Genomic DNA, 26,432 nt, shown 5'->3' with positions numbered 1-26,432 from the left:
ATAGAGAGATCCAAAGGGTATCAGGCTTCACTTTCAACGTCCGGCTGTTCTTGCAGTGGCAGATGCAGGGTGATGCAGGTGCCCCGGCCCTCGATCCCGTCCGCGACACTGATCCGCCCGCCATGAGCGCCCACCATCCCCTGGCAAATCGCCAGGCCAAGCCCGGTGCCCTGCCCGCCCCGATCCCCCCGTGCGGCGGTGTAGAACATGTCGAAAATCTTTGCCCGCTCGTCCTCCGGAATCCCTGGCCCTTCGTCGCTGACCGAGAAAAACAACTCGCTTTCATTGGCGCCAGCGCTCAACTGCAGGCGGCCCTGAGGCGGGGAAAACCGCGCGGCGTTTTCCAGTACGTTTACCAGCGCCTGCTCGATCAGCGCCGCGTGCACGTAGAGCAGCGGCAACTCCGGGGGCACTTCGGTGCTGACCTGCAGCGGCGCGAGCACCGCACGCAGGCGATTGAGCGAGCTGCCGACGATGTCTGCCGGCGACACCCAGTCCCGCGCCAGCTTCAACGCACCGTGGCCCAGGCGGGTCATGTCCAGCAGGTTCTGGATGTAACGATCGAGGCGTTCGGCTTCGTCGCGAGTGCCTTCGAGCAGTTCGCGGCGGTCTTCCAGCGGAATCGCTTCGCCGAGCGCCAGCAGGCTGTCGATGCTGCCGCGCATCGAGGTCAGCGGCGTGCGCAGGTCGTGGGACACCGAGGCCAGCAAGGCACTGCGCAGTTGCTCGGTTTCACCGTGCAGACGCGCCGCCTCGAGGTCCTGGGCCAGTTGCGCACGGGCCAGTGCCTGGGCGAGTGGCTGGCTCAAGGCGGTCAGCAGGCGGCGGCGCTGGCCGCTCAAGGTATGGCCTTCCCTGGCGCAGACGCCGAGCAGCGCCAGCGGTCCGTCCTCTACCGACAACGGCCACCACCACCAGCGTCCCATCGGCAAAGTCCCGGTTCCCGCACCCGCCGGTTGATCGTGTTGCCAGGCCCAGTCGGCCGCTGCGCGTTCGGCTTCGGTGAAGGTCAACGGGCCACCGGTTTCAACTTTCCAGCCCGCCTGCCCGTCGCGATTGAGCAGGCACAGTTGTACGTCGCTCCAGCCATTGAGGTGCTGCGCCGCCGCGCTGACTACCGCCTGGCGATCAGTGGCAGCGGTGAGTTTGCGCGACAGGTCGAGCAGTTCGCTGGTCTCTTCCTGGGTATCGCGCAGCGCCTGCAATTGTCGACGCTGACGCGCCGCGAGGTTGCCGGTGAGTGCGGCCATCAACAGGAAAAACAACAAGGTCAGCACGTCTTCTTCGCGCTGGATGCTGAAGGAAAAATTCGGTGGAATGAACAGGAAGTCATAGGTCAGGAATGACAGCGCCGCGCAGGCTAGCGCCGGGCCAAGACTGCTGCGCACGGCCACCAGCAGCACGGCCGCGAGGAACACCAGGGAGATGTTGGGCAGCGGCAACACACTGGCTACGGCCCAGGCCAAGGCAGTGGCGAGCACGGTCGCGACCAGCGCCAGCGCATAGTCGAACCACACCAGTGGCTGGGTCGAACGCGGGCGTGGCGAATGTTGCGCGTGATCGCTGTCGAGCACGTTGATTTCCAGCCCGCGCGCGTTGCGCAACAGCCGCGACGCCAGGCCACCCCCGAACAGGCGCCGGCGCCAACGCTGCCGGGATTGCCCCACCAGGATCAGGCTGGCGCGACGTTCGCCGGCATGCTGGATCAGGGTCTTCGCGACCTCGCCAGCTCGCAGCAACACCACCTCGCCCCCTAGGCGTTCGGCCAGTTGCTGGGCACTTTGCAGGCGCAGGCGTGCCTGTTCGTCGCCCGCGCTGCCGTTGTCCACATGCACCAGGCTCCACGGCAGGTGGCGACGCTGGGCGACCCGGCTGGCATGCCGCACCAGGCGCTCGGCCTGCTCATCGCCATCGACCCCCACCAGCAACCGACCGCGCACAGCCGGCGCATCCTGGCCCAGTTGCCGATAGCCCTGGGCCAGGTCATTGTCGACTTGCGCGGCGGCAGTCTGCATGGCCAGTTCACGCAAGGCAGTGAGGTTGGTCTGGGTGAAAAACGCATCGATGGCCGCCCGTGCCTGCTCCGGCACATAGACTTTGCCGTCGCGCAGACGCTCGAGCAATTCCCGCGGCGGCAAGTCGATCAGCAGCAGTTCATAGGCTTCCTGCAGCACCCAGTCCGGCAACGTCTCGCGAACCTGCACGCCGGTGATGCCACGCACCTGGTCATTGAGGCTTTCCAGGTGCTGGACGTTGACGGTCGTGAACACGTCGATACCGGCAGAGAGCAGTTCCTGGATGTCCTGCCAGCGCTTGGCGTGACGGCTGCCGGGGGCGTTGCTGTGGGCCAGTTCGTCCACCAGCACCAGCTTGGGTTTGGCCGCGAGCAGGCCGTCGAGGTCCATTTCCTCGAGCATCACGCCACGGTATTCCGAGCGCACCAACGGTTGCTGCGGCAAGCCGCCGAGCAGCGCTTCGGTTTCGGCGCGGCCGTGGGTTTCGACCACCCCGGCGATGACTTTCACGCCCTGGCGCAGCTGGGTATGGGCCGCCTGCAGCATGGCGTAGGTCTTGCCGACACCCGGGGCGGCGCCAAGGAAAACCTTGAGCCGGCCACGCCCGTCACGGGGCAGGTCTGCTAGCAGTGCGTCGGCGCGACCGGAGTTGCTCATATGTTATTGCCTTGTTCGACTTGGAATGGGGGTTGCCATGAAAAGATCGCAGCCTTCGGCAGCTCCTACGGTGTTGCCGTCACGATTCGTGTAGGAGCTGGCGCAGCCTGCGATCTTTTGATCTACAGCTTTTCCAGCGCAATATTCAACGCCAACACATTCACCACCGGCGGGCCCACCAGCGGTTGCTCGATATGCGCATTCATCAATTGCTCAACCGTCGACACCGGCAACTGACGCGCCGCCGCAACACGCGCCAGTTGATAGGCAATCGCCGCAGGAGGCAAGTGCGGATCGAGGCCGCTGCCGGAAGTGGTCAGTTGCGCCAAGGGCACCGGTCCCTGGCCGGGCACCAGCAGTTTGTTGGCCTCGTCGACCACCCGGGTCGCGAGCGCCGGGTTGCTTGGCGCGAAGTTGCTGGCACCACTGGCAACCGTGGCAAAGGCACCGGCTGAAGGTCGTGGATGGAACCAGGCGTCACCGGTGAAATCCTGGGCGATCAGTGCAGAGCCTCGCACCTTGCCACTGGCGTCCTGCACCAGACTGCCGTTGGCCTGGCTGGGGAATGCGACCTGGGCCACACCGGTGACAACCAGGGGATAGGCAACGCCGGTGATCAGGGTCATGAGAACGAGCAGGCTCAAAGCCGGGCGGATCATTGTGGACATTTCAGATTCCTCGAATTCCGGTAACAAATTCTGTGGTTCGTGAGCAAACTGCCCCTGTAGGGGCGAGCTTGCTCACGAAAAACTTGAGCTCAACGCGCTCATCCAGACAGAACGCGTCATCGTTAACTTCCATCGCCAGCAGGCTGGCTCCCACACAAGCGGTCAAACCAGATGCAACGCCGTCAACAGCATGTCGATCGCCTTGATCCCCACAAACGGCACCACAATCCCGCCCAGCCCGTAAATCAACAGGTTGCGCCGCAATAACGCCGCCGCACTGGCTGCCTGCACCCGCACACCGCGCAACGCCAGCGGGATCAGCACCACGATGATCAAGGCGTTGAACACAATCGCCGAGAGAATCGCGCTCTGCGGGCTGCTCAGGTGCATGATGTTGAGCACGCCTAGTTGCGGATAGATCGTGGCGAACAGCGCCGGCAGGATCGCGAAGTATTTGGCCACGTCGTTGGCGATGGAAAAGGTCGTCAGCGCACCACGGGTCACCAGCAATTCCTTGCCGATTTGCACCACGTCCAGCAGCTTGGTCGGGTCGCTGTCGAGGTCGACCATGTTCGCCGCCTCGCGTGCCGCCTGGGTCCCGTCGTTCATTGCCATACCGACATCAGCCTGGGCCAGGGCCGGAGCATCGTTGGCACCGTCGCCGCACATCGCCACCAGCCGACCGTCGTTCTGCTCATGCCGAATGCGCGCCAGTTTTTTCTCTGGCGTGGCTTCGGCCAGCACGTCGTCGACGCCTGCTTCAGCTGCAATCGCCGCGGCCGTCAGCGGGTTGTCGCCGGTCACCATCACCGTACGAATGCCCAGCTTGCGCAGTTCGGCAAAACGCTCGCGGATGCCGGGCTTGACCACGTCCTTGAGGTGGATCGCGCCGAGCAGTTTGCCGTCGGCACACACCAGCAGCGGCGTGCCACCGCTTTGGGCGATCTTGTCGATTTCCCGGGACAGCGCCGGTGCCAGGTCGGCGCGTTTCAGGCCGACAAACGCCAGCACCGAATCCACCGCACCCTTGCGATAAACGCGGCCCTGATAGTCAACGCCGGAGAGGCGGGTTTCGGCACTGAACGGCACGCTCGTCAGGGTCTCAGGCGACGGCTCTGGCTGTGGATGCAAGCCACGCAGGTATTCGACGATGGACTTGCCTTCCGCCGTGTCATCGGCCAGGGAGGCGAACAGTGCACCTTCGGCCAATTCCCTGCCGCTCACTCCCGGCGCCGCACACACCGCCGTGCAGCGACGGTTGCCGAACGTGATGGTGCCGGTCTTGTCCAGCAACAGCACGTGTACATCCCCCGCCGCTTCCACGGCGCGACCGGACTTGGCGATCACATTCAAGCGCACCAGGCGGTCCATCCCGGCAATACCGATGGCGGACAACAAACCGCCAATGGTGGTCGGAATCAGCGTGACCAATAACGCCACGAGGAACACCAACGGCAGGCTGCCATTGGCGAAATGGGCGAAGGGTTGCAGGGTCACGACCACCAGCAGGAAGATCAGCGTCAGGCCGATCAGCAGGATGTCGAGGGCGACTTCATTCGGGGTTTTCTGGCGTTTGGCACCTTCGACCAGGGCAATCATGCGATCGAGCGTCGACTCACCGGGGTTGGCCGTGATTCGCACCAGCAACCAGTCCGACACCAGCCGGGTGTTGCCGGTCACCGCCGAACGATCCCCACCCGACTCGCGAATGACCGGCGCCGACTCACCGGTAATCGCCGCCTCGTTGACCGCCGCGATGCCTTCGATCACCTCGCCGTCACCGGGGATCATTTCCCCGGCTTCGACGCGTACTACGTCATCTTTGCGCAGGCTGGTGGCCGGCACGATTTGAAAGCTGCCATCGGCGGTTTTGCGCCGGGCACTCAGACCCTCGCTGCCTGCCTTCAAGCTGTCGGCGCGAGCCTTGCCACGACCTTCGGCCAAGGCTTCGGCGAAGTTGGCGAACAGCACGGTGAACCACAGCCACAGGGCAATTTGCGCGGCGACAAACGTCGGCACTGCCGGATCCGGAATGAAGCACAGCACAGTGGTCAGGATGGCGGTAAGTTCCACCACCAACATCACCGGCGCACGCTGCAACTGGCGCGGGTCAAGCTTGACGAAGGCTTGCACCAGCGCCGGGCGCCACAGGGCCGAGATCGCGGTTTTCGGTTGTTCCGGCGCCTTGACGGCAGCCGGTTTGGTTGCGGGCATATTCATCATCAGCTCCTTAGAAACCCAGGCTCAAGTGTTCGGCGATAGGCCCCAGTGCCAAGGTCGGCAGGAAGGTCAAGCCACCCACCAGCAAAATGGTCACCGTCAACAAGGTCACGAACAGCGGGCCATGGGTGGGGAAGCTGTTCGGGCTGACCGGCGCGGCTTTCTTCAGCGCCAGGCTGCCAGCCAGCGCCAGCACGGGCAGGATGTAGCCGAAGCGACCGATCAACATGCCAAGACCGAGCATCAGGTTGTGAAACGGCGTGTTGGCGCCGAAGCCGGCGAAGGCTGAGCCGTTGTTGGCGCTGGCCGAGGTGTAGGCATAGAGCAACTGGCTGAAACCATGCGCCCCAGGGTTGCTCACCGCCGCGACCGGCCCTGGCAGGCTGGCGGCAATCGCGCCCAGCACCAGCACGCCGACCGGCATCACCAGCAGGGTCACCACCAGCAACTGCACTTCCCTGGCCTGGAGTTTCTTGCCGAGGTATTCCGGCGTGCGGCCGATCATCAGCCCCGCCAGGAACACGGCGATCAGCACGTTCAGCAGCATGCCGTAGAGCCCGGCCCCTACACCGCCGAAGATCACCTCGCCGACCATCATGTTGACCAGCGCGACCATGCCGCTGAGAGGGTTGAGGCTGTCGTGCATCGCGTTGACCGAACCGTTGGACGCCGACGTCGTCGTCACCGACCACAGCACCGAACCGGTGGTACCAAAGCGCGCTTCCTTGCCTTCCAGCGGCGCGGTCTGTTCCACCGCCGCGTTGTTGAGGCTCGGGTTCGGCTGGTACTCAGCCCACAACGAGGTGGCGCCACCAATGAGGAACAGCGCCAGCATGCAGGCAATGATCGCGCGGCTCTGACGCAGGTCCTTCACGTAGTGGCCGAAAGTAAAGACCAGGGCCACCGGAATCAAAATGATCGACGCCAATTCGAACAGATTGCTCCACGCCGTCGGGTTCTCGAACGGATGCGCCGAGTTAACGCCAAAGAAGCCGCCGCCGTTGGTGCCCAACTGCTTGATCGCAATCTGGCTGGCGGCCGGGCCCAGCGGAATCACCTGATCGACACCCTGCATCGTTACGGCATTCACGTAGTGAGCGAAAGTCTGCGGCACGCCCTGCCACACCAGGAACAGCGCCAGCAGCAGGCAAAGCGGCAGCAAGCCGTAAAGGGTGGCACGGGTCATGTCGACCCAGAAATTACCCAGGGTCTTGGTGGACTTGCGCCCAATACCACGACAAAGGGCGACCAGCACAGCCAGGCCGGTGGCGGCGCTGACAAAGTTCTGCACGGTGAGGCCGACCATCTGGCTCAGGTAACTGAGCGTCGCTTCGCCGCTGTAGGACTGCCAGTTGGTGTTGGTCATGAAGCTGACGGCGGTGTTAAACGCCTGAGTCCACTCCTGACCCGGCAACTGCTGCGGGTTGAGCGGCAGATAGTCCTGGAACAGCAGAATCGCAAACAACAGCACAAAGCCGGCCAGGTTGAACGCCAGCAGCGCCAACGCATACTTCTGCCAACTCTGTTCGGCCTGCGGATCAACCCCCGCCACCCGATAACAACCGCGCTCCACCGGCCCAAGCACCGGCGTCAGCCAGGTGCGCTGCCCTTCCATCACCTTGTAGTAGAACCGACCCAGAAACGGCGCAGGCACAAGCACCAATGCGAAGAATGCGAGGATCAGCCAATAGTCATAACTGTGCATACCCGCTCCTAGTTCCGGTCCGCGCGCAACAGCGCAACCAACAGATAAATGAACAGCCCCACTGCCAGCAGCAGTGACACTCCGTCCAGAACGCTCATGGAAGTTCTCCGTGTTACGGCGTATTGCCGCGTGTGGAGGTATTGTCGGGAGAGAGGCTGTAAAGGAACGAGATCGAGGGGTGTGGCGGAGGATAAAGAAAGCGTAAAGAGTGGGTTTATGCGGGCGTTACAGCGCTGCCAGTACTGGCGCCTTCGCCGGCAAGCCCGCTCCCACAGGGGCTCGCGGTGTCAGGACTGAAGCAGCCCAACTGTAGGAGCGGGCTTGCCCGCGAAGGCGGCATAACTGCCAGCATCGCCCCTCACTGGCGCACAACCAGTACACATTCAGCAACAAACATCCTTGGTGCGACGTTTTTTCGCCCTTTACGACGGCAATTACCACACTGGCACGCCCACTGCACACGCCCTCCCCCGAGCTTTCCAAACCGTTCAGGGAGCAAACGCATGAACACACAACTTAAACCCACGCTGGGTACTCTGCACCTGTGGGGCATTGCGGTCGGGCTGGTGATTTCCGGAGAGTATTTCGGCTGGAGTTACGGCTGGGGCGTCGCCGGGACGCTGGGGTTTCTGGTGACTTCCTTCATGGTCGCCACCATGTACACCTGCTTCATCTTCAGCTTCACCGAGCTGACCACCGCGATTCCCCACGCCGGTGGGCCTTTTGCCTACAGCCGCCGGGCCTTCGGCGAAAAAGGCGGATTGATCGCCGGGCTGGCGACGTTGATCGAATTCGTCTTCGCCCCACCGGCCATTGCCCTGGCGATTGGCGCTTACCTTAACGTGCAATTCCCGGCGCTCGATCCCAAGCATGCGGCGGTGGGTGCCTACATCGTGTTCATGGGGCTGAACATCCTCGGGGTGAAACTGGCCGCGACTTTTGAGCTGGTCGTCTGCGTACTGGCCGTTGCCGAGCTGCTGGTGTTCATGGGGGTGGTCGCACCGGCGTTCAGTTTCAGCAACTTCGCACTCAATGGCTGGGCCGGTTCGGATGTATTCGGCGCCCCGGCCATCGCCGGCATGTTTGCCGCCATCCCGTTCGCCATCTGGTTCTTCCTCGCCATCGAGGGCGCAGCCATGGCCGCCGAAGAAGCCAAGGACCCCAAGCGCACCATTCCCAAGGCCTACATCAGCGGCATCCTGACCCTGGTGTTGCTGGCAATGGGCGTAATGTTCTTTGCCGGTGGCGTTGGCGACTGGCGCACCTTGTCCAACATCAACGATCCGCTGCCGCAAGCCATGAGAACCGTGGTCGGCGAAAACTCCGGCTGGCTGCACATGCTGGTGTGGATCGGCCTGTTCGGCCTGGTGGCGAGTTTTCACGGCATCATCCTTGGGTATTCGCGCCAGTTCTTTGCCTTGGCGCGCGCCGGATACCTGCCAAAGTCCCTGGCCAAACTGTCACGCTTCCAGACTCCACACCGCGCGATTCTTGCAGGTGGTGTGATCGGTATCGCGGCGATCTACAGCGATGGCCTGATCAACCTCGGCGGGATGACCCTCACCGCTGCGATGATCACCATGGCGGTATTCGGGGCAATCGTCATGTACATCATGAGCATGCTCAGCCTGTTCAAGCTGCGTAAAACCGAGCCGAACCTGGAGCGCACATTCCGCGCGCCGTGCTACCCGCTGGTACCGATGATTGCGCTGCTGCTGGCGCTGGTATGCCTGGTGGCGATGGCCTGGTTCAACACCTTGATCGGGCTGATCTTCCTCGGCTTCATGGCGGTGGGGTTCGTGTACTTCATGCTGACGGCACAACTGCGCGCCGATGCACCGGCCGATGCGATGCTGACGGGGTTGTAAGCCGTCCTCCCGGTAGGAGCTGCCGGAGGTTCGGGCCGCGATCGGACGATCTTTTGATCTTCGGCGTTCGTAATGACGCAAAAGTCAAAAGACCGCAGCCTGTGGCAGCTCCTACGTGCCCGCCATAACAGGCCTACAATGGAACCACTGCGAAGAACAATCGCTCAAAGTGGTATGCACGATAGGCCGGCGAAATCCGCCTGCCGGCCTGCCCCTCAAGGAGAGCCCTATGCCCTGGTATGCCTGGTTGATTCTGGTTGTTGCAATCGGCTCGATCGTCGGTGGTCTGATGATGCTGCGTGACACTGCCCACAAGGTCGAACTCACCGACGAGCAACGTAAACGCGTCGCCGAACGCAATGCGGACATGGACGCCAAGGAAGCGAAAGATCGCTGAACCTTAAGATCAAAAGATCGCAGCCTTCGGCAGCTCCTACCGGGGCTGTGATCTTTTTTATTTTTCCCAGTCTGCCTTGGCGATGTGCAGGCCGTGAATCCCGTTGTATGCAGCACGCTCGGGCTGGCTCCAACCTTCCAGCAACTCATCTTCCAACCGATAAATCTCCACTCCAAGCGGACGACATACGCTCAACGGATCCTGCGCGTCCGGCCCCCACATCGGCAAAGACAAATCCCCTCCCGGGCAGGTCGACAGCGCACACAGCAGATCAATCTCGGCAAAGAATTCCAGGTAGTCGCCCTTCTGCGCCGGACAGGCTTTCATGAAGTACATGTCGTCATGATTGAGGCCCGTGCATTGGAAAATGTTCAATACGTCGTGCACGTCAAACTCGGTCAGACCATGGGGTAACACGGCACGGGTCAGGTTCGAATGGCAATGATGGTGAAAATCCTCGCCCGTGAGCATTTTGTTCACATAGGGATCGCAACGCGTGCCCAGCAGGTCGTGCAAGCGGCCACCGTGTTCGTCGACGCCGTAAGCGGCCAGGCTGTCATCGGTGATGGTCACCAATGGCCGCAAAAAGGGCAGGTTCGACCACAGCCGGTCATGGGTACTGACATGGGCACCTTGGAGCTGCCGGGTGCGGGCCGCCCATAGGCGTTCGCGGGGATCGTTGGCATTCCAGACGTTAAAATCACCCACTTGCGGGCCGACCGGTGTGGTAACTCGAAACACATGCCCAGCCGGGACATGCCATGCGCGCCCGGTGCGAATCGGCACCTCAAATTGCTCGATCAGCGTGCGAGCGTCCTGCGCCTCACGAATTCGATTGTAAAACGCGGTGTCCACCTGCAAAGCCGCACCTTTGCTGACCTGATAGGCCGCTGGGTAATCTTTGAACATGATCGTCTCCTCGCTCAGGTGGACCGCCAAGGCTCAGCGGTCCCGGATTGGTAAAAGTCTGCAGGCGAGCAAACACTATTCATGCCAGGTTGCGCTTTGAAGCATCCGGGTGGTTTTTTAGGAATAGAAGACAGTCACCATCTAAGCTTCCTTGGTTAAGATGAAGTATTGCCGTGGAGATTTTCAGATGCGTTACTCGCAGGATCACAAAGCCCAAACCCATCAACGCATCATCAAGGAAGCTGCCGCACGCTTCCGACGTGACGGTATTGGCGCGACCGGCCTGCAACCCCTGATGAAAGCATTGGGCCTGACCCACGGCGGCTTCTATTCCCACTTTTCGTCCAAGGACGAACTGGTGGAGAAGGCCCTGCAGGCGGCCGGCGAAGAACTCGACGCGCACTGCGCCATGTTGTTCGCTGAGGAACGACCACTGGACGCGTTCATCGACAGTTATCTGTCCGAGTGGCACCAGACTTCGCCCCACCAAGGCTGCCCGCTGCCGACCATGTCCTCCGAGCTGGGCTTGCGCGGTCAGCCGAGCCCGACCACTGATGCCGTCCTCAACGCCAGGCTTGAACAAGTGCAAGGCACGCTGGAGGGCGAACATGCCGACGACCGCAGCATTGTCATCATGTCGACCCTGGTAGGAGCACTGCTGTTATCACGCAGCGTCGAGAACCCCGGGCTGGCCCAGCGGATCCTCGACGTCACACGCCAACACTTGAAGCAGTCCCGGGACTAGCCCTGCCAGCGCTTGAACAGCACGCTGGCATTGACCCCGCCGAAGCCGAAGCCGTTGGACAGCGCGTACTCGATCGCCATCGGCCGCGCCTGGCCATGGACAATGTCCACGCCTTCGGTGACCGGGTCCGGGTTGTCGAAGTTGAGCGTGGCCGGCGCCACCTGATCACGAATCGCCAACAAGGTGAAAATCGCCTCGATCCCGCCCGCTGCACCCAGTAGATGCCCGGTAGCCGACTTGGTCGCTGTGACCGCGATCTTGTTCTCGGTGCCGAACAACGATTTGATCGCCGCCAGCTCCCCGAGATCGCCGACCGGCGTTGAAGTCGCATGAGCATTCAGGTGTTGCACCTGATCCGGAGTGATACCCGCCTGCGCCAATGCCAAGGCCATTGCCCGGCGCGCACCGCTGCCATCTTCAGGGCCGGCGGTCAGGTGATAAGCATCCGCGCTGGTACCGTAACCCACCAGTTCCGCCAAGGGCTTGGCACCACGGGCCAGGGCATGTTCCAGGGATTCGATCACCAGAAGGCCGGCGCCCTCGCCCATGACAAATCCGTCACGGCCACTGTCGAACGGTCGCGAAGCGCGCTCGGGCGTATCGTTATAGCCGCTGGACAAGGCCCGCGCCGCCGCAAAACCGGCAAGACTGACGCGATCGATCGAGGCTTCCGCTCCACCACACACCGCAATATCCGCCTCGCCACAGCGGATCAGCCGCGCTGCATCACCAATCGCCTGCACCCCGGCCGCACACGCCGTCACCGGAGCACCCAACGGGCCTTTGAAGCCGTGCCGAATCGACACATGGCCGGCCGCAAGGTTGACCAGGAACGACGGAATGGTAAACGGCGACAGACGCCGCGGCCCACGACTGTCCGTGGTACGCACCGCATCGGCAATCGCCCCGAAACCACCCACGCCCGAGCCGATGATCGTCGCCGTGCGCTCCTGTGCAGTGGCATCCAGCGCCTGCCAACCGGCCTGTTCCAGCGCCTGACGCGCCGCTTCCATCGCAAACACGATAAAGCGGTCCATCTTCTTCTGTTCCTTGGGCGGCGTCGCCCGATCCGGGTCGAACCCCGCCTCGGCATCATCAGCCAGCAACGGCACCACACCACCTACCGAGGTCGGCAAATCGGCCACCACAGCGTCCGGCAACGTGCGCAACCCGGACTGCCCCGCCAGCAGCCGCGCCCAAACCGCGTCGACACCCGTGCCCAAAGGCGACACCAGGCCCATGCCTGTTACAACCACTCGACGATCACTCATACTGCAAACACCTCAAGCCGCCTCACTTGTAACGTGCGGCAGCTTTGCTCTTGGACAAATTCGGCGCCATCACATGACGCGCCGCTAAAAAGGCATCCCAATCGGCCGCGTCGGGCAACGAGGGAATGGTGACAAGCTCCCCCTGGTCCAGCCCTGCCAGAGCAGCATCAACCATCTCCCCCGCCTCCATCACCATGTCCGCCGGGATCTGCGATGCATCAATGCCGGAGCGCTCCCAGATCTCAGTGCGGGTTACACCCGGCAAAACGGCCTGGACTTTGACGCCTGTACCATCCAGTTCCGCATTCAAGGACTGGGTCAGACTTAACACATATGCCTTGCTGGCGCTGTAAGTCGCGTTGAAGCGCTCAGGAAACAGCGCCACGACCGAGGCGATATTGATAATCGTGCCACGACCCGCCTTGGCGAAACCGGCTGCCGCTGCTGAAGCCAACCGGGTGACGGCGGTTATGTTGAGTTGAATCAGGCGCTCAAGTTGATCCAGGTCCGAATTGGCCAACAGCCCATCCGCCGCGACACCGGCATTGTTCAACAGCAGGCTGATGCTGGAGTCACTGCGCAGGCGTTGTTCAAGCTTCAGCACATCGTCTTTTTGCGTCAGGTCTGCCTTCAGCACTTCAACCTGCACACCGTGGCTTGCGCGCAGTTTGGTCGCCGCAGCTTCCAGGCGTTCCTGGTCGCGGGCTACCAGCAGCAAGTCGAAGCCACGGGCGGCGAGGCGCTCGGCGTAGATGGCACCGATGCCAGAAGAGGCGCCGGTGATGAGGGCTGTTCCTTGAGATTGGGGGGAGGTCATCGGTGTACTCCTGTGGGGATTTCAGAGTGGTGGAAGGCCGAGAATGGCGCTCGCTAACTGGCGACCATTTTATTATATGCATAATCTAAAGATAATATGATAGTCATAATCTTCAAGGGGTCGACGAAAGGCGAGCACAATCACGATGGCCAGAATGCAAAAAGGCCGGTCAATGACCGGCCTTGCAAGCTCGCTGTTAAGCTTAGTTCAGCACCAGCCTTTCGCGGTTTTTATCCAGGATCGCCTTACCAATCCCTTTGACTTCGAGCAGTTCGTCCACCGTAGCGAATGGACCGTTCATATCACGATACGCAACAATCTCTTGGGCCTTGGCTTCGCCTATACCCACTAGGTCACGCTGTAGAGTGATTGCATCGGCGGTGTTGAGATCGACCTTGACGGCCTGTGGCTGAGGGGCGATTTCCTGAGTTGCGGTGGTCGCGCCAGTCTCGGCTTTCGGCGCAGGGGCCGCATGGCTGGCGAGGGAAAGGCTGGTGAGGAATGCAAAAACCAGAGAAGAGAGATAGCCAGTACGCATAGTTGAAGCTCCATGTCATCGATTTGGGAAAGCAGCTTCTCCGAAGCTGCCTTCCAAATTTAGGCGATGTATGGAGCCTGTCAAAAGTGTGTCTGTTGCGGGATGTGAGATAATTGTTAACCCTTAATCACCCCACATTTAAAGCGCTTAGCTGATCCCGGATGCCGTGCTGCAAATTACCTCAGCAGCGAGCTCGCCATGATGCGTTCCGACGCATAAGTGGAAAATATATCTCTCTAAACAACAATGAAATCTCCCCTCACCACCAAGACAGCGCGTTGATGACTCCAATAAGATACTGACGATCGATCAGCGACTTCAATCCGACCCGACAGACTGAGGAGCGCCATCATTGACATTCTTTTGACTTCCATGCGTATGCCGTTCCGTAGCCGGACGCTCCGCTTCTCAATGCATCCATAAGATGGCATCATTCGCGATGAATTAAGGTAGGAGGTTTTGACAACTCATTCTGAAAAAAATGGAAGATATGTTAACTGATGAATGATACTGCCAAAAAGTCACGAATAACACCAATTGACGGGCTGCGTGGATTCGCAGTTTTAGTAGTATTTGTTTATCACACGCTTGGTATCCCTTTGAGTGGCGACATCGGCGTCGATATATTTTTCACAATGAGCGGTTTTTTAATCTCTTCCCAAATTTTTAATGAGATCAAAAGAACAAATACCATAAATATCGTCAAGTTCTATCTCAATCGCATCGTCCGATTAATCCCTGCATTTCTCGCCGTGTGCGTACTTTACTTGGCGATTTACTACTGCTTTGGAAAATACAGCTATCCAGCAAATGAAACAGCCGACATGACGAGCATGCTCAGCATGATTTTCATGGCGAATATTTACTTAGCACAAGATTTGCATCCCATCCCTTTCCTCCAGCATACGTGGACCTTGGCGGTAGAGTGGCAGTTCTATATCGCATGGCCAATTATTTTGCTAACGCTTGCGAAATGTGGAATTAAGACAAAATCGCTACTGGCAGTTTTAATCTGCGCGGCTATCATCACAATCTGGATTCTGCGGATGGCTGGCGACAGATTTTTGCAGTTCGATGGAATTCTTCTTGGGTCGCTAATTCCACTTATAAAAGATTACAAATTCATTGTTGGGCTTTTCAAGAACCGATTCTCCGGCCTCCTGATTTTTTGCCCGGCTATTCTTGTGATGGTGGCCTTCGTATTCCATTATGCCCAGCCATACACGACACTGCCACCAAAAACAGTAGTATCGGTCATGACGATGATTGCGATTTTGTATTTCACGATCAACTACGACTCAATCTATAACAATATTTTCGATAATAGCCTAATGCGGTACTTCGGAAAAATATCGTACGGACTTTATCTGTACCACTATCCTATTGCAGCTTTAATGTATTCGAACGGATTCGACTCCAAGCAATTGCTTGTGGTTGGCATCATCGTGGCCATACCTATCGCCGACGTTTCCTGGCGCTACCTGGAAGAGCCTCTCCTGAAAGCATGGGCACGTTCCAAATCGATTATGCGTGAACAGGTTATCGTGCCGTCTGACCAGACTACGGACGACCGACATTCTTCACATACGCCTGTAGCGCATTGAGGGATGCTTAGTCGGCGATGATCGCGGTGACAAATCGAACACAGAAAAATCCACAAGGTACTCAGAGTTTGACGGTTCCTGTCTCTACCACGCTGGCGGCGCCGGAATCACCCAACACGCCCGCACCACCGGCACCTCAACTAAACAAACAGGGTTCGAAGTGGCGTCACTGGTAGATCCAGCTGAAAATAGGCAATCGCGTATCTCGGTGAGTTCACATATACGATTACCTGACGCAGGCTTTGCTCTAATATGTACATTTTGGTCAGTACGGACCGAAGTCTCTTACTTTTCACTAAATCTGGAGAAAACCAATGAATGTAGTCACCACTGACTTACCCGGTGTTCTGATTATCGAACCCAAGGTGTTTGGTGACGAGCGCGGCTTCTTTTATGAAAGCTTCAACGCCAAGGCTTTCGAAGAGGCGACTGGTCTAAACACAAAATTTGTTCAGGACAATCATTCCCGCTCGCAAAAAGGTGTGCTTCGCGGCTTGCACTATCAGCTTGAGAACACTCAGGGCAAGCTGGTGCGTGTCACAGTTGGAGAGGTTCTTGATGTGGCGGTGGATATTCGGCGTAGCTCACCGCATTTCGGAAAGTGGGTAGCCGTTCGACTATCGGCTGAAAATCACCGTCAGCTTTGGGTTCCGGAAGGCTTCGCACATGGCTTCATTGTCCTGAGCGACTTCGCCGAGTTTCTTTACAAAACTACTGATTATTACACCCCCTCCGCCGAGCGCTGCATTCGTTGGAATGATCCGACTCTGGCAATCGATTGGCAGCTCAATGAAACCCCACAACTGTCGGCTAAGGACCAAGCAGGTAAAACCCTGCAGGAAGCGGATCTGTTTCCCTAAGCAGTGCGGCCCTGACGTTGTGAGATAATAGTTCAAGTCTCAGAAAAAGCAGCTTCCAGGAAGCTGCTTGAAACATCGTACAGTGCCGCGCTTATTGCTAAACGACCTTGTTGCAACTTTTAACAGGTCACGGCTCGAGTCGGCGTTGCTGGTAGATCCAGTCCACAATTTCTCCATCAGGAGCGTATCCGCTGACGGTGTCGCGCAGCAACTGCCGGACTCGCGTGTAGTCGTCGTGCTCAACTGCCAAGAGCAATTCTGCCAACTTGGTTTTGAGCACTTCCCACGGTAGATGATCTTCATTGGCACTCATGATCATAGGGTGCTGAGTAGAAACAACGTTGTCACCAATCAATAACTCTTCATAGAGCTTCTCACCCGGGCGCAATCCAGTGAATTCGATGGAGATATCGCCATTAATGTTCTTCTCGGAACGGACACTCAAGCCAGATAGATGAATCATCTTTTCTGCCAGCTCTACAATTCTCACGGGTTCACCCATGTCGAGCACAAAAACGTCGCCACCCTGCCCCATTGACCCCGCCTGAATTACAAGCTGCGCCGCTTCGGGAATGGTCATGAAATAACGGGTGATTTTCGGGTGAGTAACAGTCAGTGGCCCGCCTGACTTGATCTGTTTGTGAAACAACGGAATCACTGAACCTGAAGATCCCAAAACATTACCAAAGCGGACCATGGTAAATCGGGTTTTATTGACCCGCGACACATTACCAGTATCACCAAAAAGTACTGGGGCCACCTCGCGACTGAGCGCTTGCAGCGTCAGTTCCGCGAGACGCTTGGTGCTACCCATCACATTGGTGGGCCGCACAGCTTTGTCCGTAGAGATCAAAACGAAGTTAGCAACCCCGGCCTGAAGAGCAGCCTGAGCGGTGTTGAGTGTACCGATCACATTATTAAGAACGCCTTCGGCGATGTTGTGCTCCACCATTGGCACATGTTTGTAGGCCGCGGCATGATAAACCGTATCAACGTGCCAGGTTTTCATTACGTCCAGTAATTTTTCTGGATTGCGTACGGAACCAAGGATTGGTAACAGTCGAACCGGTAGCGATTCCCGTGTAACGCGCTGCTCTAGCTCCGACAAAATGCTATAGAGATTAAACTCACTATGATCAAGAAGTAAAAGCGTTGTTGGCCTTAAAGCCAAAATCTGCCTGCAGAGTTCCGATCCAATTGAACCACCCGCTCCGGTAACCAGAACAGACTGACTTTTGATGCAATGCTCAAGCAACTCTCCCTGCGCGGGTACGGAGTCACGACCGAGCAAGTCAGCAATATCCACTTCCTGTATGTCATCGACCTTGACCCTGCCACTGGCCAGATCCATGAAGCCCGGTACACTTCGAACGTGCAGTGGAAAGCCTTCGAGGAAGGTCAGGATTTCACGACGACGGCCCCTGTTAGATGACGGGATCGCAAGAAGGACCTCCTGCGCACCTGTAACATCGATCATTCTCTGAATGTGCTTGGGCTTGTACACGTGCAGGCCCGAGATGATTCGATCGGCAATGCTGTTATCGTCATCAATGAATGCTACCGGACGCATCGCCCGGCCCATGCGTAGAGCCGCAACAAGCTGATTTCCTGCAGCGCCCGCCCCGTAAATTGCCACTCTTGGAAGACCGTCATCTCTGCTGGCAAAAGGCACGTGCTGCACTGCCGTAAACCAGTCTCCCAAGAAGTATTGGCGCATCGCAAGACGTAATCCGCCAATCATGATAAGACTCAACCACCAGTAGTTGAAGATGATTGAACGAGGCACGATATTCTGATGGTTGCTGTACCAGTAAACGATGACGCCTAGGATCAGCGACGACAGGCTTACAGCCTTGATGATAGCGATCAGTGCATCGTTGCCAAAATAGCGCATCACCGCCCGATACATCCCAAAGCGGATGAACAAGGGTATCGCCACCACCGGAGCGATGAGGAAGAGCCAGGTGTGCGCGAGAAACGGATTTACCATTTCATCGATACCAAGTCGGACCACAAACGCCAACCAGAGGGCAGCCCAAACCAGGACGACGTCGGCCGAAACCTGTATCAGTCGCTTTTGGCGGCGTGGCAGCCCCAGCAACAGAGCCCGTACCCTCTCCATAAACGCTTCAAACACCTTGTCCCGCTCCTAAACTGGATATGACGCAATCATTGTACCCATTCGGACAACTACAACACTCGTTAAATCAATTCGCATAGCTTAACTGGCAGAGGAAGAGACCGAGCTCTCAAGCGCCCCTGCATGGAATTTCACAGCGATAATGATCAATGGAATGTAGGCCATCACAAGGCCGCAGGCGCCGTCCAGCCCCCAGTAAGTCACGCATAAAGCAATAGGTAGCAACCAGAACAAATTTATTGCACCCACAGCGATAGTCACTGGCAAATGCCTGCCAAATCGCCGCGATGCAAACTGGTAAGCGTGACTGCGATGAGCTTCATAGACCTTGTCACCTCGTATCAAGCGGCGCAATAGCGTGAACGTAGCGTCGACTATGAATACGCCGAGAAGAATCAACCATGACCAAAACAAAGCGGACGACTCCCAGGCGGCCTGAATCGACAGCACTCCCAACGCAATGCCAAGGAACCCACTACCGGCATCCCCCATGAAAATGCGTGCGGGGGGAAAGTTCCAGTAGAGGAACCCCAAAACCGCCATGGCCAATACCAGCGGTGCCCATATCAGCGCCGGAGTACCGTTGAGCCAATACAGGAAACATGCGCCAAGGCAAACACACAAAGCTTCAATGCTGGCAATCCCATCAATTCCGTCCATGAAATTGTAAAGATTCAAAAGCCAGACCAGGTAGATGGCAGCCAGCACATACCCAAACCAACGAAGCTCCATGCTCATTCCGAAGATAACTATGGGAGGAAACCCTCCCATCCACACCAGTGCCCATATCCCAGCGCCAAAATGGCCCAGTAACCGCCATCTGGCAGCTATGTGACCATGGTCATCCATAAATCCTATCACAGCGACCAAAATACCCGCGCCGCCTACAGCAATCAGCGCAGACCATTCAACCAGTCCCACATAACCAAGAACAGGCAGCGATATGAGGAAAGCGATGACGATCGCCACTCCCCCACCACGAGGCGTTGGGATTGAATGCGAACTCCGGGCATTAGGGATATCGATAATGCTGCGACTTAGCGCATAACGACGTAAGGCTGCAGTCAGCGACAAGGAAAGCAAGGCGATAGCAGGTACTAGCCACAAGTAAATCATTGTTGTTGATTGTCCCTAAAATTTAATGCGGTTGCCGCCAATGCTTCATCGACGCTCACTGGTGGGGTCCAGCCCAGAAGATTACGAGTCTTTGTAATATCTACCTGCAAAGATCCACAGAGACGCTGGGAAAGTGCTCTCTTGCCCAGCATCGCTGCGCCTCCTTCAAGCATCCAACTGGGAACTGGAATCAGTCGCGCTGGCTTGTTAAGTGCCTTGGCCATTCTGGTCAACAATTGGGTCGTAGATAAATCCTCTCCATCGCTCACAAGAAACGTCTGATTGGCGGCAGCAGGATGATCAATGCAGGTCACGACGAGATCGACCAGGTTATCCAGCGCGACGAGGCTACGGCTATTATGTATCGCGCCAAAAGGTAAGGGAATTCCCTTATCCAACCAGTGCATCATACTTAAAAAGTTCGCTTTGACGCCTGGTCCGTAGACGAGAACAGGGCGGACAATGACCACTTCGATTCCGGTTTCCGTCGACAGTTGGCGCAGGCCCTGCTCTGCCTCCATTTTTGAAATGCCATACGGATCGGCAGGAGCAGGAGCATCGTCGCCGGTGTAGAAACCACCTGGTTTCGTTCCTTCGCCATTGACCTTGATTGAACTGATAAAGATAAATCGTCGAACACCAGCGGCAGCCGCCTGACGAGCAAGATTCAACGTACCAGCGACATTCACTTTACGAAACGCAGCCAATGGATCCGATTCGACATCATTCATGACGTGAACTCGCGCCGCGGAGTGAATAATCACATCGAACTTTGTGAGATCTCCTGTCCACGCAGTGTCGCCATCAAACGAGCCAATTCGCAGTGTAGGTACGTCCTGTACGTTGAGCTGCGATTCTTTTCGGACAACGGCAGAAACACTATGCGTCTTTTCGTTGATTAAACGTTTAAGAATAGCACCGCCTACAAAACCAGACGCCCCGGTCAATAAGATTGAGTGTTGCATCATTGGCTGGCCTTTCTTAAAGTGGCAGTTCTAAAAAGATCTTCCAGTTGGGTTAAAAGTCGATTCTTTGAATAGTTATCCAAGTAATACTGACGCCCTGATTCACCCATTGCCCTTAATTGACTCGCGTCTGATTGGGCAAGAGCCAACGTTATTTCCGCCAGACCGTTCGAATCGCCGGAAGAGCATGTCAGACCGGCGCCCGACTCCCCAATCACTCGTGCCGCCTCACCATTTATCATGCCTAGCAACGGCCTGCCTGAGGCAAGATAAGCCTGCACCTTTCCGGGAATGGTCTTTTCGAATACGTCATTGGTTTTGAGTGAGACGAGCAAAGCATCCGCACACGCGAATAGAGCCGGCATTTCCTCGAGAGGATGTCGACCTAGCAGCAAAACGTTTCCAAGCCCTCTGGAATGGACCTGTTGACTTAGCCACTCACTCATACGCCCATCGCCGACAATTACCCAACGCACAGAAACCTTGTTAACTAAGGATTCAGCTGCGTCTAGCACAGCAGGAAGATCTTGCGCTTCACCCAGATTGCCCGCGAACACGACAGTGAATGCTGTTTCATCACGTGAAAGCAAGGAGGTAGTTCGATTGTCCACTGCGGAAAAATCGTCTTCGGCCCAACTCGGAAAATAGACTAGACGCTCGGAAGCAATATTTCTTGTACAGTATCTCTGCACATTTTCAAAAAACCCATGGGACTGCAGTAGCAAATAATCAGTACGGTTATAAATCCATGAAACCATTTTACCAACCACTGCCAGCAATGCAGGCTTTTTCAACACGCCGACAGCCCTGAGCGTCTCAGGCCAGAGGTCCAGGACCCAAACGAACACCGGAGCTTTCTTCAGTCGGCCAATTACTATCGCGGGTATGGCTGCCATGATCGGAGATACCGCATACACGAAAATTGCATCGAACTCTTTACCCCGCAATTTCCACGCCCCGACAACTGATGCGCTGGTGAAGAAACTGAGATAATTCAGTGCCAAACTGATACTGCGTTTACCCCGCGGCAACATTGGCACCCTGACAATTTCGGCACCATGGTAATCCCCGAAACGCTCAGGCGCCGCCTGAAACTCAGCAAATACGGTCCCTTCAGGATAATTAGGCAGCCCCGTGAGCACGGAGACCGAATGCCCTTTGTCGGTAAAATCGCGAACCAAGTCGTTTATACGCATATTTTCTGGCCAAAAATATTGCGTTACTACCAGGATTCTCAGTTTCTTCTCAGGCATGATCACAACTCGAATTAGTAACGTTTCCAGACGATGCGATTCACATAGTCAGTATAACTATGTACGATCCGGGCTACTTTTTCAGACACATTGGGCATGCTGTAGTCTTCAACCAAGCGCAACGTTCGCTCCACCCCAGAGGCTTGTGCATCCAATACCATCAACCCTTGCAACACCCGTTCAACTTCAAGCCCGACCATCATCACTGCAGCTTCCTCCATGCCTTCTGGACGCTCGTGGGCCTCACGGATATTCAATGCCGGGAAATTAAGTATCGAAGACTCTTCGCTGATTGTACCGCTATCAGAAAGTACCGCCTTGGATTCCAACTGCAGCTTGTTGTAATCTTTGAAGCCCAATGGCTTAAGCAATTTTACGTTGTCGTGGAACACAATACCCATCGCATCAACTCGCTTTTGAGTGCGCGGATGAGTCGAAACAATGACGGGATAACCAAATTTCACCGCCACGGTATTTAGAACATCGACGAGCTTCAGAAGATTTTTATCAGAATCGATATTTTCTTCACGGTGCGCGCTAACTACAAAAAACTTACCGCGTTCAAGGCCCAAACGTGCCAACACGTCAGAAGATTCTATGCCATCGCGATAATAATTCAGCACTTCAAACATTGGACTACCGGTCTTAATGACCATATCAGGAGACAGACCTTCTTTTAGCAAGTAATCGCGAGCGATAGTGCTATAAGTAAGATTAATGTCAGCCGTATGATCTACGATTCGCCGATTGATTTCTTCAGGCACCCGCATATCGAAACAACGATTGCCGGCTTCCATATGAAAAGTTGGAATTTTACGTCGCTTGGCAGGGATGACAGCCATGCAACTATTGGTATCACCTAACACCAACAACGCCTCTGGCTGAACAGCGGCAAGCACTCGATCCACAGCAATGATCACATTCCCGATGGTTTCAGCACCGCTGCTGCCTGCTGCGTTTAGGAAATGATCGGGTTTACGGATCCCAAGGTCTTGGAAAAAAATCTCATTCAATTCGTAATCGTAGTTCTGACCTGTGTGCACTAGAACGTGATCACAGTACTTATCCAGCGCTGAGATAACACGCGACAAGCGAATGATTTCTGGACGGGTGCCAACAACAGTAACAATCTTCAACTTTTTCATTGTGATAAATTCCTAATTCGATCAGGCTTCGGTGCCCACTGGCATTGTGTAGGTGTCCGGAAACTCACGATCAAAGATCTCGTTAGCCCACAGCATCACGATCATTTCGGTTTCGCCAACATTGGTAATATCATGACTCCAGCCAGGTACGGTTTCTACAATTTCTGGTGTTTCGCCATCAGTGTACAATTCATAAAACTCAGCCGAAGCTATATGGCGAAATCGGAAGCAAGCCTTACCGGTGATAACAAGAAATTTTTCGGTTTTTGTGTGATGGTAATGGCCGCCGCGGGTTATACCCGGATGCGCAGTAAAGTATGAGAACTGACCAGAATCCTTGGTTTTGAGCATCTCCACGAATACTCCGCGAGCGTCTCCATGCTTAGGAACTTGGTAAGTAAAAGATTCGGGTGGCAGATAGCTGAGGTACGTCGAATATAGAGCGCGGACCAGACCAGTACCGACGCGCTCGGTTATCATCGACTCCCTGCTATTTTTGAAAGCGTGGATTTGTGATGAAAGATCGCCGACTGTGATACTGTAATTAGGCTCAACCTGCAAAAATGGACTAGCGGACTCCGCCCCATCCATCACGGAAATGAACTTTTTAATGACATCATCGATATAGACAAGGGAAATTGTCGCATCAGCATTGTTGATAACAACTGGCAAGTTATGCGCGACATTATGACAAAAAGTTGCTACAGCAGAATTATAATTAGGCCGAGCCCATTTACCAAATACATTCGGCAACCTGAACAGATGTACGTGATTGCCAGAAGTGGCCGACAGATTGAGCAACGCTTCTTCAGCCTCACGCTTACTGTCACCGTACGGGTTGCCAAACTCAGCTTGGATTGATGAAGTATATAGAACAGAGACCTTACGACCACTGGACTTTAGTGCTGAGCATAGCGCCTGAGTCAGATCGGCGTTGCCGACCTTGAATTCTTCAACATGCTCGGGGCGATTGACACCGGCCAAATGGAAAATGAAATCCACTTCAGATACGAGCGAGTCCAGACTGGCTACATTGTCTTCTCGGCAAAATCGGAGCACCTCAACGTCTTTGCGCTCCTGTAAGTGAGCAATAAGGTTTTTGCCTACAAATCCATTCGCACCGGTAATCAAGACTCTCATTCTTTATTCCTCAGGCACTGCATGTTCGCCGCGCTGGATGGCACGCATGAAATCGAGTTTCAACAACAGTTTCTTCATACCTTCAACGTCCAAGCGCTCGGTGTTGTGCGAATTATAATCTTCCATCGTGGAAATTTTTTCTTCGCCTTGCTCTACGAATTTGCTGTAGTTCAAATCACGCAAATCAGGTGGCACTCTAAAATATTCACCCATGTCTTCCGCACAGGCCATTTCTTCGCGGCTTAATAGAGCTTCGTACAGCTTCTCACCATGCCTGGTACCTATTATCTGAATAGGATGCTCGGGCTGTCCTAACATTGAAGTCAACGCAAGCGCGAGAGTCTCTACTGTGGCAGCTGGCGCCTTCTGGACGAAGAGATCGCCATTATTACCATGTTCAAACGCATATAATACAAGATCTACCGCATCGGCCAACGTCATCATAAAGCGTGTCATATTTGGATCGGTAATGGACAACGCTTGGCTTGCTCTTATCTGGTCAATAAACAACGGAATAACCGAACCGCGCGAGGCCATTACATTTCCATAACGCGTGCCGCATATGACAGTCTTGGTTTCATCGACATTTCGAGATTTTGCGACCATGACTTTTTCCATCATCGCTTTCGAAATACCCATTGCGTTAATTGGATACACGGCCTTATCTGTGCTTAAGCACACTACACGCTTGACTTCGTTCTGAATCGAAGCTTCAAGCACATTATCAGTGCCGATCACGTTGGTTTTAACAGCTTCCATCGGGTGGAACTCGCAGGAAGGCACTTGCTTCAGTGCTGCGGCATGGAAAATATAGTCCACCCCGCGAGTAGCGTTTAAAACGCTTTGGTAATCACGAACATCGCCTATATAAAATTTCAGTTTCGGACTGGCATAGCGCTTGCGCATATCATCTTGCTTTTTCTCATCCCGACTAAAGATCCGAATTTCATTGATATCTGTAGAAAGAAATCTTTTCAGAACGGCATTCCCAAAGGAACCCGTACCTCCAGTGATAAGCAGCGTTTTATTTTCGAACATCACCAAGCCCTTATAAAGTCAATATTTGCCGGCATAATCATAGCCCATCAGAGGCAAGCGTTCCATTATCACTCTCACCAGGCAATGAATCCAGCGTGGTTACAGACGGCGCAAATGCAATGGCCGCAGTCGCGAAACCAATCAAAAGCATCCCATTTGAGGAAAATATGTATGGATTGATCGCTGATATCGCAGAATATAGAAATATCGAAGGGGCAATCCATGGATACCCAGACTTCGCTACCTTTCCGCTGAGCGACAGAAATGCAAGCAGGAAAACCAGCATCGCGGTCCCGAACAAACCAAATACTCGAAGGAGCTCTACGTACGTTAGCTCTGTCTTACTAGCCCCCTCTGGCAACATGTTCTGTAGAACCGGTGACCACACATGTGCGTTGAATCCCTGACCGAACAATACCACCTGAGGACTGGCGAAAATTTCGCCATAACTTCCCAGATATCCTATCTTCGTCGCATTACTCTGTTCCCCGGCTCCAAACATCTCATTTACGATAGGTACATCGATAAACACTAAAGCGATAAAAGCCAAGATGATCGATAACAATATCAACGCGATGGCACCTCGTCCAAACCGGTGCCACATCCATACAAAAACAGGAGCGCACAGAGATAAAATTATGCTCGCACGGGTACCTGACAGAAATAATGCAAATACAGGAAGCATTAGAAACACAGCAGCTTTGAGAGAAGGCCTGTCCAACATCTTCCATGTTTCATGACAAAGTAGAAAAATTAGCATTGGCGATGCTATAAAATATATATAGTAGAACGCTACACCTGCGTATTCTCTCTCACCAACGTAAGCCACACCATTAGCAACAAAAAAGTAGACGAAGTCAGTGAACGTACCTGTAGCAATAAATAGGAAGCTAACTAGAATTACAGCACATAAAAGCCGCAGCGATACCACGAGTGCGCGATAGGCCCACCATAGATAACCTGGCGCTAGATACAACAGTGAACAAACCATATAAACAGCAGCTGAGATGTAAGATGTATCTATGAATACGCCAGATACACCCCCTCGCAAGACTGCCATTAACAAGCCATAGGCGGGTAGATAAAGTACAAATAAAACAAATGCAAAAATATAAAATGCATCCAAGCGCATTCTCGCGCTTTCCAGGACAACTGTTAATCCAAGAACAACATAGACAAGAGCTATCGCCGCAAACTTGATGTGATAAATCTGGCCTATCGGATCAAACAGACAGGCAATCCACAGCAAATAAATTGATAAAATGCCCAGCTTCGGTGCCTTGGAAATTTCAGTTTGAATATTCAATGTCAGATCCGCGCGATTCAGATATAAAAAACTGTAGGACTGAGCTTAAAGAGGG

The 26,432-nt window shown here is 55.4% G+C and carries 22 protein-coding genes; 5 read left to right on the top strand and 17 right to left on the bottom strand.

Annotated features, from left to right (window positions below):
• Positions 1 to 20: 20 nt before the first annotated feature.
• From EQV97_RS23270 to kdpF, 5 genes are all read right to left on the bottom strand, one after another.
• Positions 21 to 2,672, bottom strand: coding sequence for a sensor histidine kinase KdpD (locus EQV97_RS23270; RefSeq protein WP_240890138.1), 2,652 nt, complete (start codon positions 2,670 to 2,672; stop codon positions 21 to 23).
• Positions 2,673 to 2,794: 122 nt separating this feature from the next.
• Positions 2,795 to 3,340, bottom strand: coding sequence for a potassium-transporting ATPase subunit KdpC (gene kdpC / locus EQV97_RS23265; protein ID WP_122838051.1), 546 nt, complete (start codon positions 3,338 to 3,340; stop codon positions 2,795 to 2,797).
• 162 nt (positions 3,341 to 3,502) lie between these two features.
• A complete protein-coding gene (gene kdpB, locus EQV97_RS23260) occupies positions 3,503 to 5,560 on the bottom strand; it encodes a potassium-transporting ATPase subunit KdpB (protein ID WP_240890137.1) in 2,058 nt (685 codons plus the stop codon).
• Positions 5,561 to 5,570: 10 nt separating this feature from the next.
• Positions 5,571 to 7,265: a potassium-transporting ATPase subunit KdpA gene (kdpA, locus tag EQV97_RS23255; protein WP_122838049.1), complete on the bottom strand. Its 1,695-nt coding sequence runs from the start codon at positions 7,263 to 7,265 to the stop codon at positions 5,571 to 5,573.
• 8 nt (positions 7,266 to 7,273) lie between these two features.
• A complete protein-coding gene (gene kdpF / locus EQV97_RS23250; RefSeq protein WP_007899818.1) occupies positions 7,274 to 7,363 on the bottom strand; it encodes a K(+)-transporting ATPase subunit F in 90 nt (29 codons plus the stop codon).
• 405 nt (positions 7,364 to 7,768) lie between these two features.
• Here kdpF and eat point away from each other — a divergent pair, with 405 nt between their 5' ends.
• Positions 7,769 to 9,133: an ethanolamine permease gene (gene eat / locus EQV97_RS23245; RefSeq protein ID WP_240890136.1), complete on the top strand. Its 1,365-nt coding sequence runs from the start codon at positions 7,769 to 7,771 to the stop codon at positions 9,131 to 9,133.
• A 229-nt stretch (positions 9,134 to 9,362) separates the two neighbouring features.
• A complete protein-coding gene (locus tag EQV97_RS23240; protein ID WP_122838047.1) occupies positions 9,363 to 9,530 on the top strand; it encodes a DUF2897 family protein in 168 nt (55 codons plus the stop codon).
• A gap of 57 nt (positions 9,531 to 9,587) precedes the next feature.
• On the opposite strand, the gene EQV97_RS23235 is transcribed toward EQV97_RS23240, so the two are convergent.
• Positions 9,588 to 10,439: a DUF1989 domain-containing protein gene (locus tag EQV97_RS23235; protein ID WP_240890135.1), complete on the bottom strand. Its 852-nt coding sequence runs from the start codon at positions 10,437 to 10,439 to the stop codon at positions 9,588 to 9,590.
• A 187-nt stretch (positions 10,440 to 10,626) separates the two neighbouring features.
• On the opposite strand from EQV97_RS23235, the gene EQV97_RS23230 reads away from it, so the two are divergent.
• A complete protein-coding gene (locus EQV97_RS23230; protein ID WP_122838045.1) occupies positions 10,627 to 11,184 on the top strand; it encodes a TetR/AcrR family transcriptional regulator in 558 nt (185 codons plus the stop codon).
• Here EQV97_RS23230 and fabF read toward each other — a convergent pair.
• The 3 genes from fabF to EQV97_RS23215 form a co-directional block, all read right to left on the bottom strand.
• The gene (gene fabF / locus EQV97_RS23225) at positions 11,181 to 12,455 is read right to left on the bottom strand and encodes a beta-ketoacyl-ACP synthase II (RefSeq protein WP_122838044.1); all 1,275 of its coding nucleotides are present in this window, start codon (positions 12,453 to 12,455) and stop codon (positions 11,181 to 11,183) included. The genes EQV97_RS23230 and fabF overlap by 4 nt on opposite strands.
• A gap of 22 nt (positions 12,456 to 12,477) precedes the next feature.
• Positions 12,478 to 13,272: an SDR family oxidoreductase gene (locus tag EQV97_RS23220; RefSeq protein WP_240890134.1), complete on the bottom strand. Its 795-nt coding sequence runs from the start codon at positions 13,270 to 13,272 to the stop codon at positions 12,478 to 12,480.
• A 202-nt stretch (positions 13,273 to 13,474) separates the two neighbouring features.
• Positions 13,475 to 13,810, bottom strand: coding sequence for a helix-hairpin-helix domain-containing protein (locus EQV97_RS23215; RefSeq protein WP_240890133.1), 336 nt, complete (start codon positions 13,808 to 13,810; stop codon positions 13,475 to 13,477).
• A gap of 500 nt (positions 13,811 to 14,310) precedes the next feature.
• Between EQV97_RS23215 and EQV97_RS23210 the strand changes: the two genes are divergently transcribed.
• Positions 14,311 to 15,414 carry an acyltransferase gene (locus EQV97_RS23210; RefSeq protein ID WP_240890132.1) on the top strand — a complete coding sequence of 368 codons (1,104 nt, stop codon included), beginning with the start codon at positions 14,311 to 14,313 and terminating at the stop codon, positions 15,412 to 15,414.
• A 314-nt stretch (positions 15,415 to 15,728) separates the two neighbouring features.
• Positions 15,729 to 16,274, top strand: a complete 546-nt coding sequence (gene rfbC, locus EQV97_RS23205; protein WP_225569122.1) for a dTDP-4-dehydrorhamnose 3,5-epimerase — start codon at positions 15,729 to 15,731, stop codon at positions 16,272 to 16,274.
• A gap of 127 nt (positions 16,275 to 16,401) precedes the next feature.
• Here rfbC and EQV97_RS23200 read toward each other — a convergent pair whose 3' ends face one another.
• The 8 genes from EQV97_RS23200 to EQV97_RS23165 form a co-directional block, all read right to left on the bottom strand.
• A complete protein-coding gene (locus EQV97_RS23200) occupies positions 16,402 to 18,396 on the bottom strand; it encodes a nucleoside-diphosphate sugar epimerase/dehydratase (protein WP_240890208.1) in 1,995 nt (664 codons plus the stop codon).
• A 99-nt stretch (positions 18,397 to 18,495) separates the two neighbouring features.
• On the bottom strand, positions 18,496 to 19,530 hold the full coding sequence (locus EQV97_RS23195) for a glycosyltransferase family 4 protein (RefSeq protein WP_240890131.1): 1,035 nt from the start codon (positions 19,528 to 19,530) through the stop codon (positions 18,496 to 18,498).
• Positions 19,527 to 20,495 carry an SDR family oxidoreductase gene (locus tag EQV97_RS23190; RefSeq protein WP_240890130.1) on the bottom strand — a complete coding sequence of 323 codons (969 nt, stop codon included), beginning with the start codon at positions 20,493 to 20,495 and terminating at the stop codon, positions 19,527 to 19,529. The genes EQV97_RS23195 and EQV97_RS23190 overlap by 4 nt, the downstream gene beginning before the upstream one ends.
• Positions 20,495 to 21,748: a glycosyltransferase family 4 protein gene (locus EQV97_RS23185; protein ID WP_240890129.1), complete on the bottom strand. Its 1,254-nt coding sequence runs from the start codon at positions 21,746 to 21,748 to the stop codon at positions 20,495 to 20,497. The genes EQV97_RS23190 and EQV97_RS23185 overlap by 1 nt, the downstream gene beginning before the upstream one ends.
• Before the next feature lie 14 nt (positions 21,749 to 21,762).
• Positions 21,763 to 22,893 carry a UDP-N-acetylglucosamine 2-epimerase (non-hydrolyzing) gene (gene wecB / locus EQV97_RS23180; RefSeq protein ID WP_240890128.1) on the bottom strand — a complete coding sequence of 377 codons (1,131 nt, stop codon included), beginning with the start codon at positions 22,891 to 22,893 and terminating at the stop codon, positions 21,763 to 21,765.
• Between the two features lie 21 nt (positions 22,894 to 22,914).
• Complete coding sequence (locus tag EQV97_RS23175) at positions 22,915 to 24,033, bottom strand: NAD-dependent epimerase/dehydratase family protein (protein ID WP_225569117.1); 1,119 nt, start codon at positions 24,031 to 24,033, stop codon at positions 22,915 to 22,917.
• A 3-nt stretch (positions 24,034 to 24,036) separates the two neighbouring features.
• Positions 24,037 to 25,071 (bottom strand): polysaccharide biosynthesis protein, encoded by a 1,035-nt coding sequence (locus tag EQV97_RS23170; protein WP_045060273.1) that lies wholly within the window; start codon positions 25,069 to 25,071, stop codon positions 24,037 to 24,039.
• Positions 25,072 to 25,108: 37 nt separating this feature from the next.
• Positions 25,109 to 26,377: a hypothetical protein gene (locus EQV97_RS23165; RefSeq protein ID WP_225569116.1), complete on the bottom strand. Its 1,269-nt coding sequence runs from the start codon at positions 26,375 to 26,377 to the stop codon at positions 25,109 to 25,111.
• Between the last annotated feature and the right edge of the window lie 55 nt (positions 26,378 to 26,432).

This window comes from Pseudomonas sp. TMW22090, from assembly GCF_022496665.1.
GTDB classification, from domain to species: domain Bacteria; phylum Pseudomonadota; class Gammaproteobacteria; order Pseudomonadales; family Pseudomonadaceae; genus Aquipseudomonas; species Aquipseudomonas gregormendelii.
Note: the sequence above shows the minus strand (reverse complement) of the source record. Positions and strands in the feature narration are given on the sequence as shown.

Excerpts from the sequence above, each read along its gene's own strand:
- EQV97_RS23240 (WP_122838047.1), top strand. The coding sequence starts at position 9,363 with ATGCCCTGGTATGCCTGGTTGATTCTGGTTGTTGCAATCGGCTCGATC.
- EQV97_RS23185 (WP_240890129.1), bottom strand. The coding sequence starts at position 21,748 with ATGCCTGAGAAGAAACTGAGAATCCTGGTAGTAACGCAATATTTTTGG.
- EQV97_RS23270 (WP_240890138.1), bottom strand. The coding sequence starts at position 2,672 with ATGAGCAACTCCGGTCGCGCCGACGCACTGCTAGCAGACCTGCCCCGT.
- EQV97_RS23230 (WP_122838045.1), top strand. The coding sequence starts at position 10,627 with ATGCGTTACTCGCAGGATCACAAAGCCCAAACCCATCAACGCATCATC.
- rfbC (WP_225569122.1), top strand. The coding sequence starts at position 15,729 with ATGAATGTAGTCACCACTGACTTACCCGGTGTTCTGATTATCGAACCC.
- EQV97_RS23175 (WP_225569117.1), bottom strand. The coding sequence starts at position 24,033 with ATGAGAGTCTTGATTACCGGTGCGAATGGATTTGTAGGCAAAAACCTT.
- eat (WP_240890136.1), top strand. The coding sequence starts at position 7,769 with ATGAACACACAACTTAAACCCACGCTGGGTACTCTGCACCTGTGGGGC.
- EQV97_RS23235 (WP_240890135.1), bottom strand. The coding sequence starts at position 10,439 with ATGTTCAAAGATTACCCAGCGGCCTATCAGGTCAGCAAAGGTGCGGCT.
- EQV97_RS23200 (WP_240890208.1), bottom strand. The coding sequence starts at position 18,396 with ATGGAGAGGGTACGGGCTCTGTTGCTGGGGCTGCCACGCCGCCAAAAG.
- EQV97_RS23195 (WP_240890131.1), bottom strand. The coding sequence starts at position 19,530 with ATGATTTACTTGTGGCTAGTACCTGCTATCGCCTTGCTTTCCTTGTCG.
- EQV97_RS23210 (WP_240890132.1), top strand. The coding sequence starts at position 14,311 with ATGAATGATACTGCCAAAAAGTCACGAATAACACCAATTGACGGGCTG.
- kdpC (WP_122838051.1), bottom strand. The coding sequence starts at position 3,340 with ATGTCCACAATGATCCGCCCGGCTTTGAGCCTGCTCGTTCTCATGACC.
- EQV97_RS23190 (WP_240890130.1), bottom strand. The coding sequence starts at position 20,495 with ATGCAACACTCAATCTTATTGACCGGGGCGTCTGGTTTTGTAGGCGGT.
- kdpA (WP_122838049.1), bottom strand. The coding sequence starts at position 7,265 with ATGCACAGTTATGACTATTGGCTGATCCTCGCATTCTTCGCATTGGTG.
- kdpF (WP_007899818.1), bottom strand. The coding sequence starts at position 7,363 with ATGAGCGTTCTGGACGGAGTGTCACTGCTGCTGGCAGTGGGGCTGTTC.
- kdpB (WP_240890137.1), bottom strand. The coding sequence starts at position 5,560 with ATGAATATGCCCGCAACCAAACCGGCTGCCGTCAAGGCGCCGGAACAA.
- EQV97_RS23170 (WP_045060273.1), bottom strand. The coding sequence starts at position 25,071 with ATGTTCGAAAATAAAACGCTGCTTATCACTGGAGGTACGGGTTCCTTT.
- wecB (WP_240890128.1), bottom strand. The coding sequence starts at position 22,893 with ATGAAAAAGTTGAAGATTGTTACTGTTGTTGGCACCCGTCCAGAAATC.
- fabF (WP_122838044.1), bottom strand. The coding sequence starts at position 12,455 with ATGAGTGATCGTCGAGTGGTTGTAACAGGCATGGGCCTGGTGTCGCCT.
- EQV97_RS23215 (WP_240890133.1), bottom strand. The coding sequence starts at position 13,810 with ATGCGTACTGGCTATCTCTCTTCTCTGGTTTTTGCATTCCTCACCAGC.
- EQV97_RS23220 (WP_240890134.1), bottom strand. The coding sequence starts at position 13,272 with ATGACCTCCCCCCAATCTCAAGGAACAGCCCTCATCACCGGCGCCTCT.